The organism is uncultured Escherichia sp. (assembly GCF_948475835.1).
Classification (GTDB): domain Bacteria; phylum Pseudomonadota; class Gammaproteobacteria; order Enterobacterales; family Enterobacteriaceae; genus ECMA0423.
Window position 1 is genome coordinate 24,171 of the sequence record NZ_CAOLGM010000025.1, and the last position, 19,955, is coordinate 44,125.

15 protein-coding genes and 1 pseudogene are annotated in these 19,955 nt (G+C 49.1%); 7 read left to right on the top strand and 9 right to left on the bottom strand.

Features of this window, described 5'->3' with window-relative positions; genetic code table 11:
* Nucleotides 1–31: 31 nt before the first annotated feature.
* Complete coding sequence (gene ompL / locus QZF50_RS07390) at nt 32–724, top strand: porin OmpL (protein ID WP_000723475.1); 693 nt, start codon at nt 32–34, stop codon at nt 722–724.
* Nucleotides 725–814: 90 nt separating this feature from the next.
* Here the strand turns inward: ompL and QZF50_RS07395 are convergent, their stop codons facing one another.
* From QZF50_RS07395 to typA, 4 genes are all read right to left on the bottom strand, one after another.
* Nucleotides 815–2,080, bottom strand: a complete 1,266-nt coding sequence (locus QZF50_RS07395; RefSeq protein ID WP_038999036.1) for an MFS transporter — start codon at nt 2,078–2,080, stop codon at nt 815–817.
* A gap of 101 nt (nt 2,081–2,181) precedes the next feature.
* Nucleotides 2,182–3,162, bottom strand: a complete 981-nt coding sequence (locus QZF50_RS07400) for a TIM barrel protein (protein WP_000256396.1) — start codon at nt 3,160–3,162, stop codon at nt 2,182–2,184.
* A gap of 7 nt (nt 3,163–3,169) precedes the next feature.
* On the bottom strand, nt 3,170–3,880 hold the full coding sequence (locus QZF50_RS07405) for a GntR family transcriptional regulator (protein WP_000147427.1): 711 nt from the start codon (nt 3,878–3,880) through the stop codon (nt 3,170–3,172).
* Nucleotides 3,881–4,096: 216 nt separating this feature from the next.
* Nucleotides 4,097–5,920, bottom strand: a complete 1,824-nt coding sequence (gene typA / locus QZF50_RS07410; RefSeq protein ID WP_000570668.1) for a ribosome-dependent GTPase TypA — start codon at nt 5,918–5,920, stop codon at nt 4,097–4,099.
* Between the two features lie 372 nt (nt 5,921–6,292).
* Between typA and glnA the strand changes: the two genes are divergently transcribed.
* From glnA to QZF50_RS07430, 4 genes are all read left to right on the top strand, one after another.
* Nucleotides 6,293–7,702, top strand: a complete 1,410-nt coding sequence (gene glnA / locus QZF50_RS07415; RefSeq protein ID WP_001271717.1) for a glutamate--ammonia ligase — start codon at nt 6,293–6,295, stop codon at nt 7,700–7,702.
* 318 nt (nt 7,703–8,020) lie between these two features.
* Nucleotides 8,021–9,070, top strand: a complete 1,050-nt coding sequence (gene glnL / locus QZF50_RS07420) for a nitrogen regulation protein NR(II) (RefSeq protein ID WP_000190577.1) — start codon at nt 8,021–8,023, stop codon at nt 9,068–9,070.
* A gap of 11 nt (nt 9,071–9,081) precedes the next feature.
* Entirely contained in the window at nt 9,082–10,491 is a 1,410-nt protein-coding gene (gene glnG, locus QZF50_RS07425; RefSeq protein WP_001188777.1) for a nitrogen regulation protein NR(I), read from the top strand.
* A gap of 111 nt (nt 10,492–10,602) precedes the next feature.
* Nucleotides 10,603–10,713, top strand: a complete 111-nt coding sequence (locus tag QZF50_RS07430; RefSeq protein WP_000893994.1) for a YshB family small membrane protein — start codon at nt 10,603–10,605, stop codon at nt 10,711–10,713.
* Nucleotides 10,714–10,902: 189 nt separating this feature from the next.
* On the opposite strand, the gene hemN is transcribed toward QZF50_RS07430, so the two are convergent.
* The 3 genes and pseudogenes from hemN to QZF50_RS07445 all read right to left on the bottom strand — a co-directional run bounded on the left by hemN (nt 10,903) and on the right by QZF50_RS07445 (nt 13,259).
* Entirely contained in the window at nt 10,903–12,276 is a 1,374-nt protein-coding gene (gene hemN, locus QZF50_RS07435) for an oxygen-independent coproporphyrinogen III oxidase (RefSeq protein WP_000116090.1), read from the bottom strand.
* 188 nt (nt 12,277–12,464) lie between these two features.
* Nucleotides 12,465–12,974: a Der GTPase-activating protein YihI gene (gene yihI, locus QZF50_RS07440; protein ID WP_001295266.1), complete on the bottom strand. Its 510-nt coding sequence runs from the start codon at nt 12,972–12,974 to the stop codon at nt 12,465–12,467.
* Nucleotides 12,975–13,092: 118 nt separating this feature from the next.
* Nucleotides 13,093–13,259: pseudogene (locus QZF50_RS07445) on the bottom strand (hypothetical protein).
* 296 nt (nt 13,260–13,555) lie between these two features.
* On the opposite strand from QZF50_RS07445, the gene yihA reads away from it, so the two are divergent.
* Nucleotides 13,556–14,188, top strand: coding sequence for a ribosome biogenesis GTP-binding protein YihA/YsxC (yihA, locus tag QZF50_RS07450; RefSeq protein ID WP_000183349.1), 633 nt, complete (start codon nt 13,556–13,558; stop codon nt 14,186–14,188).
* A 381-nt stretch (nt 14,189–14,569) separates the two neighbouring features.
* On the opposite strand, the gene polA is transcribed toward yihA, so the two are convergent.
* Nucleotides 14,570–17,356: a DNA polymerase I gene (gene polA, locus QZF50_RS07455; RefSeq protein WP_000250006.1), complete on the bottom strand. Its 2,787-nt coding sequence runs from the start codon at nt 17,354–17,356 to the stop codon at nt 14,570–14,572.
* Nucleotides 17,357–17,719: 363 nt separating this feature from the next.
* Between polA and QZF50_RS07460 the strand changes: the two genes are divergently transcribed.
* A complete protein-coding gene (locus QZF50_RS07460) occupies nt 17,720–18,652 on the top strand; it encodes an acyltransferase (protein ID WP_001593843.1) in 933 nt (310 codons plus the stop codon).
* Nucleotides 18,653–18,692: 40 nt separating this feature from the next.
* Here the strand turns inward: QZF50_RS07460 and QZF50_RS07465 are convergent.
* Nucleotides 18,693–19,955, bottom strand: a 1,263-nt coding sequence (locus tag QZF50_RS07465) for a DUF945 family protein (protein WP_290388842.1), incomplete at its 5' end; no start/stop codon positions are given.

Consider the following 19,955-nt stretch of genomic DNA (forward strand, 5'->3'; position numbering starts at 1 on the left):
GGCCTCCCTACGTTTAAAAAATGGACTTATTATGAAAAAGATTAATGCAATAATTTTATTATCTTCTCTGACCTCTGCCTCGGTATTTGCTGGCGCATACGTCGAAAACAGGGAGGCATATAATCTTGCCTCCGATCAGGGCGAGGTTATGCTACGTGTGGGTTATAACTTCGATATGGGCGCGGGTATTATGTTAACCAATACCTACACCTTTCAGCGAGAAGATGAACTAAAACATGGCTATAATGAAATTGAAGGTTGGTATCCTTTATTCAAACCAACCGATAAATTAACCATCCAGCCCGGTGGCCTAATTAATGATAAGAGTATCGGTTCGGGTGGTGCAGTGTATCTGGACGTCAACTATAAATTTGTACCATGGTTTAATCTGACAGTACGAAATCGCTATAACCATAATAACTATAGTTCAACAGATTTGAGCGGGGAACTGGATAATAATGACACCTATGAAATTGGCACCTACTGGAATTTTAAAATCACCGATAAATTTTCCTATACATTTGAGCCACATTACTTCATGCGAGTGAATGACTTTAATAGTAGCAACGGGAAAGATCATCATTGGGAAATCACTAACACCTTCCGTTACCGTATTAATGAAAACTGGCTCCCTTATTTCGAATTGCGCTGGTTAGACCGCAACGTCGAACCGTACCACCGCGAGCAAAACCAGATCCGTATCGGGACGAAGTATTTCTTCTGATGTGAAACTGCCGGATGCGGCGTAAACGCCTTATCCGGCCTACGGTTGATACGGTTTTCATTGGCCGGATTAAGCACATCCGGCCATTAATTAAGCTTCAGCCGCCAGCATCTCTTTCTTACGTTGGCTAATACGCTTAACCAGCATTACGGAAACCACCGCACCACTGAATGCGAAGCAGGCCATAATGCCAAACACGATTTTGTAGCCAATAATCCCCGGATTTAAATCCAGAATGTAGCCATACAGACTGAAGCAGAACATCGCCGGAGCGTAACCAATAAAGCTACCCAACGCCATCGCCGCACCTGTTTTATTTTCAGCAATTTTTGCTTCGCCGATAGGTGCAAAAAATACGGCTCGCTGTGTAAAGACTATCGCGCCAAAGCCCAGCGTACATACCATCCCTAAATAGACCGGCATACTTTCGTGCGGCAGCATAATCAACAGTACGAGCGCAGCGGTACTGATGATAAAGGTGTAGCATAGATATTTACTCGGCGATTTCAGGATCTTATCTGAAATCATGCCGCCAATCGGTCCACCAATCATTTTCAGACAGTATTGGTTAATGATGCCGTAAGCCCCCACCAGCGCAACGGGCAATAGATAGATGTTTTTCAGGAATGGAATGAAGAATGTCAGGCCACAGTAAACCGCGTAAACGAAGAAGACGTTAAAAGCGATAAGCCAGATGGTTTTGTCTCTCAGCACCGAGGTCATACTGGTGTTTTGCGATGCTCCGTCTTCTTTTTTCACCTCAACGGACGGTGCCTCTTCTTTGTCATTCAGGACAAAGAAAATAATAATGCCTACGGCAATCACAATAAGGGAATAGAACCAGATGCCTGCTTTAAAACCCAATAAGCCACTGCCAAACCAGGTAAATACTGCCAACGCAGAAAATGCCACCACGGTATCGACAATGCCACGCCCTGTTTCGAAGAAGCCAAACAACCGACCTTGTTGTTCGCTATTGCCCAATCGACTTACCGACTTGAGCAAGACCGGCCAGTTCATCATGTCGCAAGTAACGCCAAATAGCGCCCAGACAAAGAGGATGCCCCAATACCCCGGCATTGTCGTCAAATAAACACCCAGTAATCCTGTCGCAATGAGTGAGAATGACATGGTGTATCTGCGCGGTAGTTTATCGGCAAAATAAATAGACAGAAAAAAACCCACTGTCGTGACAAATGAGTTTACCGACATAGCATTACCAATTTGACCATTGGTCAAATGGAAATATTCCTGCATCGGGATATAAAACGCATCTTTCAGCGACGGTAATTTATAAATTGTACCGCCACACAATGTTAATAGACTAAATAACGCCCATTTCTTTTTCGTGAGCATAACATCCCCTAAGCGATTTTTAAAATCACTGTTTTAAAGGCAATAAGATACCGATCATTCATATGGAATGGTTTTATTAACTGCGTATGAGTTAAAACTTATTAGTGGTTCAGAAGATGGTTTGCCTCTTGTTTGATTTGTTGTAGTACATTACGCACATGATTTATCTGATTAATTGCATCTTCTTTTTCTTTACGTAACCGCGCATCCAGTAAATGATTTTCTGGCAATGGTGTTTCACTCATCTGGCGATAAGGGATCCACGGATTATCATCTTCGTCTTCAAAGCGGAACGCCGGCGCATAGTAATCAACCTCTTCTTCCAGGCCATATGCCGTCACCTGCGGCTCATCATCACCCAGGCATATAAGGTGCGTTAATAACGCTTTGAACGGCATATCACCCTGACCTGAAATACAGGCTTTATGACCCAGGCCACCCGGTTCTTTAACGATCAAGGCATCTTTGATATGGACCTGGGTAATATGCGGCGCCATCGTTTTTAAAGCGTCGATGGGATGCTCATTTGCATTGATCATGTTCGCAAAATCAAACAGTAAGGAAAGAGATTCCATCTCACTTTCTTTGACCAGCGACACCAGCTCATGGCTTTTTAAATCTTCATGCTGTTCGATCGTAAAAGTCAGGCCGCTGTCCTGATACGTTTCCCGTACATAGGCAATGTCGTTAGCGATGATCGATAATACGTCGCGCAAATTACCTTCATAACGTGGATAAAAACGTACGGACGATGCCCCAGTTTTCAACGCAATGGCGACGGCTTCGTCAATAGATGCCTTATCTGAGGCGCTGGTTTCAATATGAATATCAAGGTTCAGACGGCGGGCTTTATCTCCAAAGGCAGAGAGTTCTTTATCGTCCATATTACCAAGAGAAAAACGCTCGCCATCCAGAACATGGATTTTGACGCCACGTAGATTATTTTCACTTGCGATATCAAGTAAATCAGCAGGCAACACTCTTTCCAGCCGCATATTTAAATGAAAGGCATAAGCATGTAAATAAAGAGGAAGAGTGTCGACACGTTGTAGAATCTTTCTTGCGTTATTTATTGTCACCATAAAACACCTACAGATTAATGATGAGGTCTACGGCCTCAAATCGCCAATATTCAATATCTATCTGGACAATATTGCCTTGCTGGTCGGCGCGATGCTTTTCAATTAAGATCGCTGGCATACCCGCAGAACCGCCAAGATACTTGCTGATATCGCCCGGCATTCTGACGGGTTTGAAAATCAATTTTTTTACTACCGTCTCTTTTTGGTAGCACTTTTCCCAGACTGCAGAAAATGAGTGGTTTTCAAGTTGTTCAATAAAACCCGGAGCAACTTCAGGATTAATATATGTTTCGTGATAGAAAACTTTATGTCCTTCCAGCGCCCCCCAGCCGGTGATGCGATAGAGTTCAGTTGATGGTGTCACTGCAATCAGTGGCGCGAGCGTCTCGGGAATATCGCTGGTACGGTTTTTCTCGGTAAACCCCCAGGAAGGCTCTCGTCCTTGCTCAATTGCGGCCCGCTGAAAGCTCGCCGACAACTCCGGACTGTAATTAAATCGCGGCTGGGTCACGAACCACCCCTTACGATCCTTACGGAAGATTTTGGATTCTGCCTCGAGGTTCAACAACGCCTGGCGCAGCGTCATACGTTTAATGCCCAGCAGTTCTCCCAGCTCTCTTTCTGAAGGGAGTTTTCCACCCGGCGTGGTGATGCCATCTTTTAACCACCGATCCAGTTTCTCTTTTGCATTTTCTACGGTGGATTGATTTCCCGTCATTGTTTAATCCTTTTGGTTTAAACCAGATGAGGCATCTTACGCTTACGCCAAAAAAGAAAGCAATTAACGGCGTATGACTTTGCAGATAATTGTGACAAAGCTCTCTATTGACGTAATCCCAGACTTATAAGGGAGATACTCGCATTGGTGTGCGCTCACGACAGGTAAAAAAAAACCTGCCAGCGATGGCAGGTTTTTTATAACTAAAAAACGAAATTAATCGTCTTTCGGTGCGCGGTTGGCGCGGCGACGATCGTTTTCCGTCAGGTGACGTTTACGAATACGGATAGAGGTCGGAGTCACTTCTACCAGTTCGTCATCATCGATGAACTCCAGAGCTTGTTCCAGAGTCATGCGGATAGGCGGAACCAGAACAACGGCTTCGTCAGTACCGGAAGCACGCATGTTGGTCAGTTTCTTACCGGTCAGGCAGTTTACAGTCAGGTCGTTAGAGCGGCTATGAATACCGATAATCTGACCTTCGTAAACTTCTGCACCGTGACCGAGGAACAGCTTACCGCGATCCTGCAGACCGAACAGCGCGAACGCGACCGCTTTACCCTGACCGTTAGAGATCAGTACGCCGTTCTGACGCTGACCCACTTCACCCGGACGTACGTCGTCGTAGTGGCTGAAGGTGGAGTACAGCAGACCAGTACCGGAAGTCATGGTCATGAACTCAGAACGGAAGCCAATCAGACCACGGCTTGGGATCACGTAGTCGAGACGTACGCGGCCTTTACCGTCTGGATTCATGTTTTTCAGGTCGCCTTTACGTTCGCCCAGCGCCTGCATTACAGAACCCTGATGCTGTTCTTCAACGTCCAGAGTCACGTTTTCATATGGCTCTTGTTTACGACCGTCGATTTCACGGAAGATAACTTTCGGACGGGATACCGCCAGTTCGAAACCTTCACGACGCATGTTTTCGATCAGAACAGACAGGTGTAGTTCGCCACGACCAGAAACGCGGAACGCATCAGCGTCTTCGGTTTCTTCTACGCGCAGCGCAACGTTGTGTACCAGTTCTTTGTTCAGACGATCCAGGATCTGACGAGACGTTACGAACTTACCTTCTTTACCGCAGAACGGCGAGGTGTTAACGCAGAAGAACATAGAAACGGTCGGCTCATCAACGGAGAGTGCCGGCAGCGCTTCAACGTTTTGCGTGTCGCAAACGGTGTCAGAAATGTTCAGTTCGCCAAGGCCCGTGATCGCAACGATATCGCCAGCTTCCGCCAGGTCGGTTTCGATACGTTCCAGACCGAGGTGGCCCAGCACTTTACCGACTTTCGCGTTGCGGGTTTTGCCTTCGCTATCGATGATAGTGACCTGCTGGTTCGGCTTCACTTTACCGCGCTTGATGCGGCCAATGCCGATAACGCCAACATAGCTGTTGTAATCGAGCTGAGAAATCTGCATCTGGAACGGACCGTCAAGGTCAACGTCCGGCGCAGGAACGTGGTCAACAATCGCCTGGTACAGCGGGGTCATGTCTTCCGCCATATCTTCGTGGTCCAGACCCGCGATACCGTTCAGCGCAGAAGCGTAAACGATCGGGAAGTCCAGCTGCTCGTCGGTCGCGTCGAGGTTAACGAACAGATCGAATACCTGATCCACAACCCAATCAGGACGCGCGCCAGGGCGGTCAACTTTGTTGATAACAACAATCGGCTTCAGGCCGTAAGCAAACGCTTTTTTGGTTACGAAGCGCGTTTGCGGCATCGGGCCGTCAAATGCGTCAACCACCAGCAGCACTGAGTCTACCATGGACATTACACGTTCAACTTCACCACCGAAGTCGGCGTGCCCCGGGGTATCAACGATGTTGATACGGTAATCATTCCATTTGATAGCGGTGTTTTTCGCGAGGATGGTAATCCCACGCTCTTTCTCCAAATCGTTGGAGTCCATCACGCGCTCTTGGGTTTCGGCACGAGAGTCGAACGTACCGGATTGTTGGAGCAGCTTGTCTACCAGGGTGGTTTTACCATGGTCTACGTGCGCGATGATGGCGATATTACGCAATTTTTCGATCACAACTTTGCCTCAGGCATTAGAAATAGCGCGTTATTGTACACGGATTAATCGCACTACAAAACAGGATCACAAACATCCTCCGCAAACAAGTATTGCAGAGTCCCTTTGTGATCGCTTTCACGGAGCATAAAAAGGGTTATCCAAAGGTCATTGCACCAACATGGTGCTTAATGTTTCCATTGAAGCACTATATTGGTGCAACATTCACATCGTGGTGCAGCCCTTTTGCACGATGGTGCGCATGATAACGCCTTTTAGGGGCAATTTAAAAGTTGGCACAGATTTCGCTTTATCTTTTTTACGGCGACACGGCCAAAATAATTGCAGATTTCGTTACCACGACGACCATGACCAATCCAGGAGAGTTAAAGTATGTCCGCTGAACACGTACTGACGATGCTGAACGAGCACGAAGTGAAGTTTGTTGATTTGCGCTTCACCGATACTAAAGGTAAAGAACAGCACGTCACTATCCCTGCTCATCAGGTGAATGCTGAATTCTTCGAAGAAGGCAAAATGTTTGACGGCTCCTCGATTGGCGGCTGGAAAGGCATTAACGAGTCCGACATGGTGCTGATGCCAGACGCATCCACCGCAGTGATTGACCCGTTCTTCGCCGACTCCACCCTGATTATCCGTTGCGACATCCTTGAACCTGGCACCCTGCAAGGCTATGACCGTGACCCGCGCTCCATTGCGAAGCGCGCCGAAGATTACCTGCGTTCCACTGGCATTGCCGACACCGTACTGTTCGGGCCAGAACCTGAATTCTTCCTGTTCGATGACATCCGTTTCGGATCATCTATCTCCGGTTCCCACGTTGCTATCGACGATATCGAAGGCGCATGGAACTCCTCCACCCAATACGAAGGTGGTAACAAAGGTCACCGTCCGGCAGTGAAAGGCGGTTACTTCCCGGTTCCACCGGTAGACTCGGCTCAGGATATTCGTTCTGAAATGTGTCTGGTGATGGAACAGATGGGTCTGGTGGTTGAAGCCCATCACCACGAAGTAGCGACTGCTGGTCAGAACGAAGTGGCTACCCGCTTCAATACCATGACCAAAAAAGCTGACGAAATTCAGATCTACAAATATGTTGTGCACAACGTAGCGCACCGCTTCGGTAAAACCGCGACCTTTATGCCAAAACCGATGTTCGGTGATAACGGCTCCGGTATGCACTGCCACATGTCTCTGTCTAAAAACGGCGTTAACCTGTTCGCAGGCGACAAATACGCAGGTCTGTCTGAGCAGGCGCTGTACTACATTGGCGGCGTAATCAAACACGCTAAAGCGATTAACGCCCTGGCAAACCCGACCACCAACTCTTATAAGCGTCTGGTCCCGGGCTATGAAGCACCGGTAATGCTGGCTTACTCTGCGCGTAACCGTTCTGCGTCTATCCGTATTCCGGTGGTTTCTTCTCCGAAAGCACGTCGTATCGAAGTACGTTTCCCGGATCCGGCAGCTAACCCGTACCTGTGCTTTGCTGCCCTGCTGATGGCCGGTCTTGATGGTATCAAGAACAAGATCCATCCGGGCGAAGCCATGGACAAAAACCTGTATGACCTGCCGCCAGAAGAAGCGAAAGAGATCCCACAGGTTGCAGGCTCTCTGGAAGAAGCACTGAACGAACTGGATCTGGACCGCGAGTTCCTGAAAGCCGGTGGCGTGTTCACTGACGAAGCAATTGATGCGTACATCGCTCTGCGTCGCGAAGAAGATGACCGCGTGCGTATGACTCCGCATCCGGTAGAGTTTGAGCTGTACTACAGCGTCTAATAGTTGAAGTTGTACTACCCGGCGCAACAACGCCGGAGGTTCAAACCAGGCCCATCTGGCGTAATTGTTGCAGCCAGTTTGAACACGGACAGCGCGCAGAACCCGGAGCGTACACTGGTACGTGAGGAGTTCGAGCACTGCCCAGGTTCAAAATGGCAAATAAAATAGCCTGATGGGACTGGTTTTTAGTTGCCGTGGAAATTTCAGCCCATCTCTGCATGGGCTTTTTTCTCCGTCAATTCTCTGATGCTTCGCGCTTTTTATCCGTAAAAAGCTATAATGCACTAAAATGGTGCAACCTGTTCAGGAGACTGCTTTATGGCAACAGGCACGCAGCCCGATGCTGGGCAGATCCTCAACTCGCTGATTAACAGTATTTTGTTAATCGATGACAACCTGGCGATCCATTACGCCAACCCTGCCGCGCAACAACTGCTCGCCCAAAGCTCCCGCAAATTGTTTGGTACACCGTTACCGGAACTGTTGAGCTACTTCTCATTAAATATCGAGCTGATGCAAGAAAGTCTGGAGGCGGGGCAAGGTTTTACCGATAACGAAGTGACGCTGGTCATCGACGGGCGCTCGCATATCCTTTCTGTGACGGCCCAGCGTATGCCGGACGGCATGATCCTGCTGGAGATGGCTCCGATGGATAACCAGCGCCGCTTAAGTCAGGAACAGCTACAGCACGCCCAGCAGGTTGCTGCCCGTGATTTAGTGCGCGGCCTGGCACATGAGATTAAAAATCCGCTTGGCGGTTTACGTGGCGCGGCGCAGCTGCTCAGCAAAGCGTTACCTGACCCATCACTACTCGAATATACCAAAGTGATTATCGAACAGGCGGACCGGCTGCGAAATCTGGTCGACCGTCTGTTGGGGCCGCAGCTGCCCGGTACGCGCGTTACCGAAAGTATTCACAAAGTGGCTGAACGCGTGGTAACGCTGGTGTCGATGGAACTGCCGGACAACGTGCGGTTGATTCGTGATTACGATCCCAGCCTGCCGGAACTGGCGCACGACCCGGATCAAATTGAACAGGTCTTGCTGAATATTGTGCGCAATGCGCTACAGGCGCTGGGGCCGGAAGGCGGTGAAATCATTCTGCGTACCCGCACCGCGTTTCAACTGACCTTACACGGCGAGCGCTACCGGCTGGCGGCGCGGATTGATGTGGAAGATAACGGGCCGGGCATTCCGCCTCATTTGCAGGATACGCTGTTTTACCCGATGGTCAGCGGCCGCGAAGGTGGCACCGGGCTTGGCTTATCCATCGCTCGTAATTTGATTGATCAGCATTCAGGCAAAATTGAATTTACCAGTTGGCCAGGGCATACCGAGTTCTCGGTTTACCTGCCTATCAGGAAATAAAGGTGACGTTTATGCAACGAGGGATAGTCTGGGTAGTCGATGACGATAGTTCCATCCGTTGGGTGCTTGAACGTGCGCTCGCTGGGGCAGGTTTAACCTGTACGACGTTTGAGAACGGCGCAGAAGTGCTGGAGGCGCTGGCGAGCAAAACGCCGGATGTGCTGCTTTCAGATATCCGTATGCCGGGAATGGACGGGCTGGCGCTGCTCAAGCAGATTAAACAGCGCCATCCAATGCTTCCGGTCATCATTATGACCGCACATTCCGATCTGGATGCTGCCGTCAGCGCCTATCAACAAGGGGCGTTTGATTATCTGCCCAAACCGTTTGATATCGACGAAGCAGTGGCGCTGGTTGAGCGCGCTATCAGTCATTACCAGGAACAGCAGCAGCCGCGTAATGTTCAGCTTAACGGCCCAACGACCGATATCATCGGCGAAGCGCCAGCCATGCAGGACGTGTTCCGTATTATCGGTCGGCTTTCGCGTTCTTCTATTAGCGTGCTGATTAACGGCGAATCCGGCACCGGTAAAGAACTGGTCGCTCATGCCCTGCATCGCCACAGTCCGCGCGCCAAAGCGCCGTTTATCGCGCTGAATATGGCAGCTATCCCAAAAGATTTGATCGAATCAGAACTGTTTGGCCACGAGAAAGGCGCGTTTACTGGCGCGAATACCATTCGTCAGGGGCGTTTTGAACAGGCCGATGGCGGTACATTATTCCTCGACGAAATTGGTGATATGCCGCTGGATGTGCAGACGCGTTTGCTGCGCGTGCTGGCAGACGGTCAGTTTTACCGCGTTGGCGGCTATGCGCCGGTGAAAGTGGATGTGCGGATTATCGCTGCCACTCACCAGAATCTCGAACAGCGAGTGCAGGAAGGTAAGTTCCGTGAGGATCTGTTCCACCGCCTGAACGTTATCCGCGTTCATCTGCCGCCGCTGCGCGAACGTCGGGAAGATATTCCCCGTCTGGCGCGCCATTTTTTACAGGTTGCCGCGCGCGAACTGGGCGTAGAAGCGAAGTTACTGCATCCGGAAACCGAAGCTGCTCTGACGCGTCTGGCGTGGCCAGGCAACGTGCGCCAGCTGGAAAACACCTGCCGCTGGCTAACGGTGATGGCCGCCGGGCAGGAAGTGTTGATTCAGGATTTGCCCGGCGAACTGTTTGAATCAACGGTTGCGGAGAGTACTTCGCAAATGCAACCGGACAGCTGGGCGACGCTTCTTGCGCAGTGGGCAGACAGAGCGCTGCGTTCCGGTCATCAAAATCTGCTTTCCGAAGCGCAGCCAGAGCTGGAGCGGACGTTACTGACGACCGCGTTGCGACATACGCAGGGGCATAAACAGGAAGCGGCGCGGCTACTCGGCTGGGGCCGCAACACCCTGACGCGTAAGTTAAAAGAGCTGGGGATGGAGTGATTCACAGCTTGTGTGTAAAGATTGATTATTGAGCGCAAATTGCTGGTATTTTACGCTTTACTGTTCCGATAAGTTCAGTATGATCTTGCCCGGAAAACGGGGAGAGTCATTATGCTGGAATCAATAATTAATCTGGTATCGAGTGGCGCAGTTGACAGCCACACACCGCAAACTGCCGTTGCTGCCGTGCTGTGTGCCGCAATGATTGGGCTGTTTAGTTGAGTTTCAGATTGCTGATGAAGTGCTCTTTGTTCATGCCGGATGCGGCGTGAACGCCTTATCCGGCCTACAAAAGCAATATTTTCAACAGGTTTTGTAGGCCTGATAAGCGTAGCGCATCAGGCAATCTTGTTCTCAGCACATTGATGGCGCTTTCGTTTTCTACTTTGTAAACGAAGCGCCATTCACTATTTAAATCACCCGTGAGAACTGCTGCATCCGCGCTTTCTGGCGCAGATAGGTATCAAAGCACATGCAAATGTTGCGGATCAGCAAGCGACCTTTCGCCGTCACCTGTATTCCCTTCTCATCCACATCCACCAGCCCATCTTTTGCTAACGGGGCGAGCAGCTTGAGATCTTCCGCAAAGTAATCAGCGAAGTGCAAATCCCACTGTTTCTCAATAGGGGCGTAATCCAGACGGAAGTTGCAGATGAGCGACTTAATCACATCGCGGCGAATACAGTCATCACGCGTTAGCGCAATACCACGCCACAGCGCATTGCCTTGTTCATCCACTTGCTGATAGTACTGCTTCAACTCTTTCTGGTTCTGCGCGTAGCAGTCGCCAATCATGCTGATGGCGGAAACGCCCATCCCCAGCAGATCGGTATCGCCCTGAGTGGTGTAGCCCTGGAAGTTACGATGCAGCACGCCTTCACGCTGGGCCACCGCCAGCTCGTCATCCGGACGGGCAAAGTGATCCATACCGATAAACTGATAGCCCGATTGCGTCAGGAAGGCGATGGTTTCCTGCAGGATATCGAGTTTTTGCTGCGGACTCGGCAGGTCAGCATCTTTGATTTTGCGCTGAGCAGCAAAAATGGTCGGCAGATGCGCGTAGTTAAAGACACTCAGACGATCGGGGTTCAGCTCCGCCACACGTTTCAGGGTAAAGGCGAAACTCTCCGGCGTCTGTTTCGGCAGGCCGTAAATCAGGTCGATGTTGGTGGAGGTAAAACCAATCTCACGCGCATGGTTAAGCAGTGCAAAGATGAACTCTTCATCCTGCTCGCGGTTAACCAGACGTTGCACTTCTTTGTTGAAGTCCTGCACGCCCATGCTCAGGCGATTAAAGCCTTCGGCGCGTAAATGATCGAGTACATCCAGTTCGATTTCCCGCGGATCGACTTCGATCGAAATCTCCGCATCGGCATTGAACTGGAAGTTTTCGCGCAGCAGCTTCATCAGGCGGCTGATTTGCGCTTTATTCAGATACGTCGGCGTTCCGCCGCCCCAGTGCAATTGGCTGACGTGACGCCCGGCGAACAGCGGTGCACGATGGACGATTTCTTGCTCCAGCGCGTCCAGATACTGATCGGCCTTGTGCTGCTGGCGAGTAACAATCTTATTGCAACCGCAGAAGTAACAAAGCTTATGGCAGAACGGGATATGTACGTAGAGAGATAATGGACGCTCAGGATAGCGCGCCACGGCTTGTAAAAACGCCTGTTCGCCGAAGTCTTCTGAAAACTCCAGCGCGGTCGGGTACGAGGTGTATCGTGGCCCGGAATAGTTATATTTCTGGATCAGGGCCAGATCCCAGTCGATTTGCTGTACAGACATGCTCACTCCTTCCGATGGCGTCTCTGGCGGCTACGGCGTACCGGCGGATGCCCGTTTCGGGTCATCAGCCGGTTGCGCAGCCACTTTTGTCGCCGCGACAACCGCTGTAGTTTAACGAATAACCACACCAGATAACATATAACCGGAAGGGTTATCAGCAGAACGGGAAGGCCCACGGCGGCAATCCGTTAGTTGCCCCGCAGCAGACGCATCATGTCTTCTTGCTTCTCGTCTTCTTCCTCTTCTTCGTCATCGTCATAAGAGAGGCCGAGTTTCTGCATCAACTCATCAATACGATCCAGTTTAGCATCCACCCAGGATTGCTCTTCGGCACTCAGGGTTTCGCCTGCTTCCAGACGTTCCAGCAGCGCATCCAGACGCTCATCCGTTTCCAGTAATTCCAACTCCGCCTGCGGTGAAAGCATAGGTTTCTCACTCTTCGGTTTGTGCTGTTTGGTGACTTTTTCAGTCACGCCCAATGGAATAGGGGTTTTACTGCCAATACGTGGATCTTTTGGTGCGTTCTGGCCTTTGCTGCCTGACGTGGTGTTTCCGCCCGCTGCGCGGCTGCCCGGCGCATGACCACGACGTTTTTTCTGACGCTTGCGATCACGAGCTTCCTGATCCAGCTCCTCGCGTGTTTTTCGACGCGCTTTTGCATGACCTTTGCTGCGTGAGTTTGAAGATGATGGTTTCATAATGGTTCGTCTTTTAGCCGTTTTATTCAGTATAGATTTGCGGCGGAATCTAACAGAAAGCAAGCAAAGAAAAAAGGCGACAGATTACTCTGTCGCCTTTTTTCCTGACTCATAACCCTTAACGGGTCTTACAATCCTTGCAGGCCGCCAACACACCCTGTTTTTCCTTTAGCCGGAACAATCCGTGTTGATTCCATTTCCGTTTAATTACGTCTCCGGACGTTTGTCTTCCTGACAATCCTCTGTCTTCGCCTCCTGGCGCTCCTGACCCTCATCCTGAGTCATTGTTCCTGTTAGCGTCCTCGCTCTATGGGTGCTACTTTACGCCTTTGCTTTAAACAAACAATCAACCGCCATCAGTATTTGCACATTTTCAGAGTTTTATATAAAAGCAATTCACTGATTTATATAGCTTATTTGACATGCATCGCAGAATTTTCTCTGCTATTTCGCATAAAGACTATCGGCAATGTCTCACAAAGCGTATGGCTTTTACTTACAACGCTCACGCCGAAAAATCCGCCTTTTATTATGGTTCAGGTATAATCGCCACAAAGCTTTGACTGACGGAGACGACCGCTTTGACTAATTTGAATTATCAACAGACGCATTTTGTGATGAGTGCGCCTGATATTCGCCACCTACCTTCCGATACCGGAATTGAAGTGGCTTTTGCAGGCCGTTCCAACGCAGGTAAATCCAGCGCGCTGAACACGCTGACTAACCAGAAAAGCCTGGCTCGTACCTCAAAAACCCCAGGGCGCACCCAGCTTATCAACCTGTTTGAAGTGGCTGACGGCAAGCGTCTGGTTGACTTGCCTGGGTACGGTTATGCGGAAGTCCCGGAAGAGATGAAGCGCAAATGGCAGCGTGCGCTCGGCGAATACCTCGAAAAACGTCAGAGCCTGCAAGGTCTGGTGGTGCTAATGGATATTCGCCATCCGCTGAAAGATTTGGATCAGCAGATGATTGAGTGGGCGGTAGACAGCAATATCGCCGTTCTGGTGCTGCTGACCAAAGCGGACAAACTGGCAAGCGGCGCACGTAAAGCGCAATTGAATATGGTGCGTGAAGCTGTACTGGCGTTTAACGGTGATGTGCAGGTTGAAACGTTTTCTTCGTTGAAGAAACAAGGCGTGGACAAGCTGCGGCAGAAACTGGATACCTGGTTTAGCGAGATGCAGCCTGTAGAAGAAACGCAGGACGGCGAATAATTTTCTTGCCTTAATGCTTGTGCCGGATGTGGCGTATCCGGCCCGTAAATTCAATAGATTACAATTCTACCGTTGGCCTGATAAACATAGCGCATCAGGCATTACGGATCTTTTCTTTCGCCCAATAAAAAACGCCCCAGTCATTACTGACTGGGGCGGCTAAAATATTCAGCCAAATCCGATTACGTGAAGTAAAAGGTCTGAAAGATAGAACATCTTACCTCTGTACCCTACGCGACTAACTTTACTCTTTTTTGTTCAGTTCAGAAAGCACTTTTTGTAATTTTTTTTCAGTTGTTGCATAGGAATTTCTAATAGCCATCACAAAACGTGACAGCTTATGTTGCTTACTTACGAAAAAAGGGCATGTTCAGGCGAATCTTAGTGCGCCTGATCCCAGTTTTCGCCACTCCCCACTTCCACCAGCAACGGCACATCCAGACGGGTACAGTTTTCCATCAGTTGATGAATCTGCTTCGCGACGGCATCAACATCATCTTTATGAACTTCAAATACCAGTTCATCGTGTACCTGCATGATCATACGTACACGCGGTTGCTCAGCCTGTAACCACGCATCAACGGCAATCATCGCCCGTTTGATAATGTCGGCGGCGGTTCCCTGCATTGGCGCGTTAATGGCTGCACGTTCAGCCGCTGCACGACGAGCACCATTGCTGGATTTGATATCCGGCAGATACAGACGGCGTCCGTCCAGCGTTTCAACGTAGCCCTGCTCTTTCGCCTGAGCACGGGTGCGTTCCATATACTCCAGCACGCCAGGGTAGCGTTCGAAGTAAAGGTCCATGTACTTCTGCGCTTCTTTACGTGGAATGTTCAATTGCCGCGCCAGACCGAAAGCACTCATGCCATAAATCAGACCAAAGTTGATCGCTTTCGCGCTACGGCGTTGCTCGCTGGTGACGGTTTCCAGTGGCAAACCAAACACTTCTGCCGCCGTTGCCCGGTGGATATCTTTTCCTTCCGCGAATGCGGTCAGCAAGCCTTTGTCACGCGAAAGATGCGCCATAATGCGCAGTTCAATCTGCGAGTAGTCCGCTGAGACAATCACATAATCCTCTGGCGCAATAAACGCCTGGCGGATACGACGACCTTCTTCGTTACGCACCGGAATGTTTTGCAGGTTAGGATCGGTTGACGATAAACGTCCCGTTGCAGTTACTGCCTGGTGATAAGAGGTATGCACACGCCCGGTTTTCGGGTTGATCATCAGCGGCAGCTTGTCGGTGTAGGTCGATTTCAGCTTCGCCAGACCACGATACTCCAGAATCACTTTTGGCAACGGATAGTCCAGCGCCAGTTCTTCCAGTACCTCTTCCGACGTTGACGGCGCGCCACCCGGCGTTTTCTTCAGCGGTTTAATACCCTGTTTTTCAAAGAGAATGGTTTGCAACTGCTTGGTGGAAGAAAGGTTAAATTCTTCACCTGCAATTTCATGCGCTTTCTTTTCCAGCTCAGCCAGACGCAAGGTGAGCTCTTCAGAATGATTGTGCAGCACTTTCGGATCGATCTTCACACCGTTACGTTCAATGCGTGAAAGCACCGGCACCAGCGGCATTTCGATATTCTCGAAGACGTTCAACGGCCCTTTGTGTTTTTGCAGATCTGGCCACATTTTCAGATGCAACTGCAAGGTGACATCAGCATCTTCGGCGGCGTAACGTCCGGCCTCTTCGAGGGCAATCTGGTTAAAGGTCAGTTGATTTTTGCCTTTACCCGCAATCTCTTCAAAAGTGATGGTTTTGTGCTTCAACCAACGTTCCGCGAGGCTGTCCATATCGTGACGCCCGGCAACGCTATTGAGAATGTAGGACTCCAGCATGGTATCAAACGCAATCCCACGCAGCTCAATGCCGTAATTCGCCAGAATACCGCGATCGTATTTCAGGTTTTGCCCGACCTTCAGCGCCTTTTCATCTTCCAGCAGCGGTTTTAGCAACTCGAGTGCACGCTCGCGAGAGATTTGATCGGGCGCGTCAAGATAATCATGAGCAACCGGAATATATGCCGCTACGCCTGGCTCGATAGCAAAAGAAAGCCCGACCAGGTTAGCAGAGATGTTATCAAGGCTGTCGGTTTCGGTATCAAATGCAAATACCGGCGCTTTTTCCAGCTTCGCAATCCACGCTTTCAGTGTTTCTTCATCAAGGATGGTGACGTAGTTGTCATAAGAAATCACCGTTGCCGTCACTTCTGGCGCTTCGTCTGCAACACTGGTTTCCTGTGGCTTCGCGGCTGGTTTTGCCCCTTTGGCCTGTAACCATTTGCCCGCTTCGACATCAGCAGTCCAGCGTTTGAACTCATACTTTTTGAACAGCCCCAACAACTCTTCCGCTGCCGGTTGCTGCACTTCCAGTTGTTCACAGGTCAGCTCCAGTTCAACGTCGGTTTTAATCGTCGCCAGCTGGTATGAGAGATAAGCAACTTCTTTGTTTTGCTCGAGCTTCGCTGCCATTGTTTTCGCGCCACGGAAGCTCAACCCAGCAATTTTTTCTGGCTCGGCATACAGCGTATCCAGTCCGCCAAGACCTTGCAGCAATGCCTGCGCGGTTTTTTCACCGACGCCCGGTACGCCAGGAATGTTATCAGAGGAGTCACCCATCAGCGCCAGGAAATCGATGATCAGTTCTGGCGGCACGCCGTACTTATTCACCACCTCTTCCGGTCCGAGGATGGTATTCGTCATGGTATTGATAAGCGTAATATTTGGCGTCACCAGCTGCGCCATATCTTTATCGCCAGTGCTGATCAGCACCGGACGCCCGGCTTTTTCGGCTTCGCGCGCCAGAGTACCGATAACGTCGTCCGCTTCTACGCCAGAAACCGCCAGCAGCGGCAGTCCCATCGCTTTAACCATCGCGTGCAAGGGTTCGATTTGTGCACGCAGATCGTCCGGCATTGGCGGGCGATGTGATTTGTAATGTTCAAACAGTTCATCACGAAAGGTTTTTCCCTTGGCGTCAAAGACCACCGCTGCATGCGTCGGTTTATATTGCATGATCAGACTGCGCAGCATGTTGAGGACACCATACATCGCACCGGTCGGCTCGCCTGCGCTGTTAGTCAGCGGGGGAAACGCGTGATATGCGCGATAAAGATAAGATGAACCATCTACAAGGATAAGTGGATTTTGGGGGATCTGAACCATAATGTCCGTGCCTGTTTATCAGATTATGGGTAAAGGATGCCACAGACAGGATGAAAACATGAGTTTTTCACCGCTTTTCGTGAAAATCTTTTGTAGATCTTCTGGATCGCTCGCAAATCGTCATGTGGATAACTTTGTGCATAAATTATTTACATCGCTTTTAATTTATTATCATGCTTTTTACAGCATGATGTTTGTCTTTGTTTTTCATGCAGTTAAAAATAAAGCTATCCCTAATAATTGAGATAATGGGATTTTTTCTAATGTGGATAGATATGAATTATTTTTCTCCTTAAGGATCATCCGTTATTTGGGTCGTTTTCTGCTAAAATCTGCGCCTTGCGCTTCTTTAGCGCACTGTCTATGGCTAACCTTTTGAATAAATTCATTATGACGAGAATACTCGCTGCGATAACCCTTTTGCTGAGTATCGTATTGACCATTTTGGTCACTATTTTTTGTTCCGTCCCGATCATCATTGCCGGGATTGTAAAACTATTGCTACCTGTGCCAGTCATTTGGCGAAAGGTTTCGCGTTTTTGTGATTTTATGATGTATTGCTGGTGTGAAGGTCTGGCGGTATTACTGCATCTGAACCCACACCTGCAATGGGAAGTTCACGGGCTGGAAGGGTTAAGTAAGAAGAACTGGTATCTGCTTATTTGTAACCACCGTAGTTGGGCAGATATTGTCGTACTGTGCGTGCTGTTTCGTAAGCACATTCCGATGAATAAATATTTCCTCAAGCAACAGCTGGCCTGGGTGCCATTTCTTGGCCTGGCGTGCTGGTCGCTGGATATGCCGTTTATGAAGCGGTATTCCCGCGCTTATTTATTACGTCATCCGGAGCGACGTGGTAAAGATGTTGAAACCACTCGGCGTTCTTGTGAAAAGTTTCGCCTGCATCCCACCACCATTGTCAATTTCGTTGAAGGCTCCCGTTTCACGCAAGAAAAACATCAGCAAACCCACTCCACTTTTCAAAACTTGTTGCCACCAAAGGCGGCAGGCATTGCGATGGCGCTAAATGTACTGGGTAAACAATTCGATAAACTGCTTAATGTTACGCTGTGTTATCCGGACAATAACCGTCAGCCGTTCTTCGATATGTTAAGCGGTAAACTGACGCGAATTGTCGTTCATGTGGATTTACAGCCTATTGCCGATGAGTTACATGGCGACTACATCAATGACAAAAGCTTTAAGCGCCATTTTCAGCAATGGCTGAACTCACTGTGGCAGGAAAAAGACCGACTTCTGACGTCGTTGATGTCATCACAGCGGCAGGACAAGTAAATTTTGCTCGCCTCTGAATGAGCAGAGGCGAGTGAGTATTTTAATGAACAAAACGTCCGGCACGAGACATAAATTCTTCTTCGCTCATCTCCTGTCCGTTAAAAACAACTTTACCCGGTGTATAACGCAGTTGCAGCGAGGCGGTATTGTTGTCAATCGTGATTAACTGAAACATCTGACCTAAGGTCATCATCCCGCTGATTTGTTTATCAGCCCGCTTTTGCGCTTTTTCCGCATCCATTCCTTCAGATAAATTAAGCTGTTTTGCGGTTTCTGTGACGACATTAAGCGGTAACTTCACATCAAAATTGAGCGATTTAATATCTTTGTTTGTGGATGATGAAGATTTGGCTGGGTCGGCAATACTGATATCCAGATTGGCATTTAGTTCGCCGAGTGCGTTCTTCCATTTTACCGGTTGTTTAATGGTCGGCTCACTTTTTTGTAATAACGGTAAATACTCTTTGAACAATGCAGCATTCACTTCTTGCAGAGCAACTTCATCGTTTGCTAACTCAGGGTGTGCAGCAAGCTGCTTCTGCATTGCAATGTTATACTGGATGATAAATTGGCGCACCGCTGAGGGATCAATAGATTCAGCAATCAATGACCACTCACCACTACCGAGTTGCTGATTCCCTTTTGTTAACTTATCAAGTTCGTAGGTCAGATTGACATTGATATAATCTTTGTCTTTAACGCGATCCAGCATGGTTTTTGCAACGAAAGCATCGATTTGGGCAACGTCTTCCCCGTGATTGATAATGTTAATCTGATTAAATTTCGACTCGCTTTCACCAACCGGAAATTTCTTTTCTTCTAATCGCGCCAGAGAATCAATGGTAAAACTTTTTGCCGTTACTTTGTTCATTGGTGATAATTGCAGAACAATATCTTCGACTTTGCCTTCAATATCCAGGTTAGACAATGAACTACCATCACCATTAAAAGTAAACTGGCCCTCACCAAAAGAAAACTTTCCATACTCTGCAGGGGCAACATCTAATGTCGTAGAGAATGAGCCACCAAACGCGAATCGCAATGTCGCTTCCACGGGCGATTTATTTTTCGCGGCGATAAATAGCGGTTGTGTCAGTTCATTATTCACTAAGTTCACTTTTGCCGCTGCCAGTGCAGGGATGACATTACCATGCATTAACATTGTGATGGGCAACGGACCGTGCTCAACATCCACATCAAATACAACTTTCTGGCCTGGCTTGATATTGAGATCGGGTGCACCGTTATCGAATGTCATTTGCATTTGAAAACGAGAATTAAAAAAACCTTTGTCAAAATTTTT

What these genes read in the sequence shown, in the direction of transcription:
- ompL (WP_000723475.1), top strand. Translation starts at nt 32, where the DNA reads ATGAAAAAGATTAATGCAATAATTTTATTATCTTCTCTGACCTCTGCC.
- QZF50_RS07395 (WP_038999036.1), bottom strand. Translation starts at nt 2,080, where the DNA reads ATGCTCACGAAAAAGAAATGGGCGTTATTTAGTCTATTAACATTGTGT.
- QZF50_RS07400 (WP_000256396.1), bottom strand. Translation starts at nt 3,162, where the DNA reads ATGGTGACAATAAATAACGCAAGAAAGATTCTACAACGTGTCGACACT.
- QZF50_RS07405 (WP_000147427.1), bottom strand. Translation starts at nt 3,880, where the DNA reads ATGACGGGAAATCAATCCACCGTAGAAAATGCAAAAGAGAAACTGGAT.
- glnA (WP_001271717.1), top strand. Translation starts at nt 6,293, where the DNA reads ATGTCCGCTGAACACGTACTGACGATGCTGAACGAGCACGAAGTGAAG.
- glnL (WP_000190577.1), top strand. Translation starts at nt 8,021, where the DNA reads ATGGCAACAGGCACGCAGCCCGATGCTGGGCAGATCCTCAACTCGCTG.
- glnG (WP_001188777.1), top strand. Translation starts at nt 9,082, where the DNA reads ATGCAACGAGGGATAGTCTGGGTAGTCGATGACGATAGTTCCATCCGT.
- QZF50_RS07430 (WP_000893994.1), top strand. Translation starts at nt 10,603, where the DNA reads ATGCTGGAATCAATAATTAATCTGGTATCGAGTGGCGCAGTTGACAGC.
- hemN (WP_000116090.1), bottom strand. Translation starts at nt 12,276, where the DNA reads ATGTCTGTACAGCAAATCGACTGGGATCTGGCCCTGATCCAGAAATAT.
- yihI (WP_001295266.1), bottom strand. Translation starts at nt 12,974, where the DNA reads ATGAAACCATCATCTTCAAACTCACGCAGCAAAGGTCATGCAAAAGCG.
- polA (WP_000250006.1), bottom strand. Translation starts at nt 17,356, where the DNA reads ATGGTTCAGATCCCCCAAAATCCACTTATCCTTGTAGATGGTTCATCT.
- QZF50_RS07460 (WP_001593843.1), top strand. Translation starts at nt 17,720, where the DNA reads ATGGCTAACCTTTTGAATAAATTCATTATGACGAGAATACTCGCTGCG.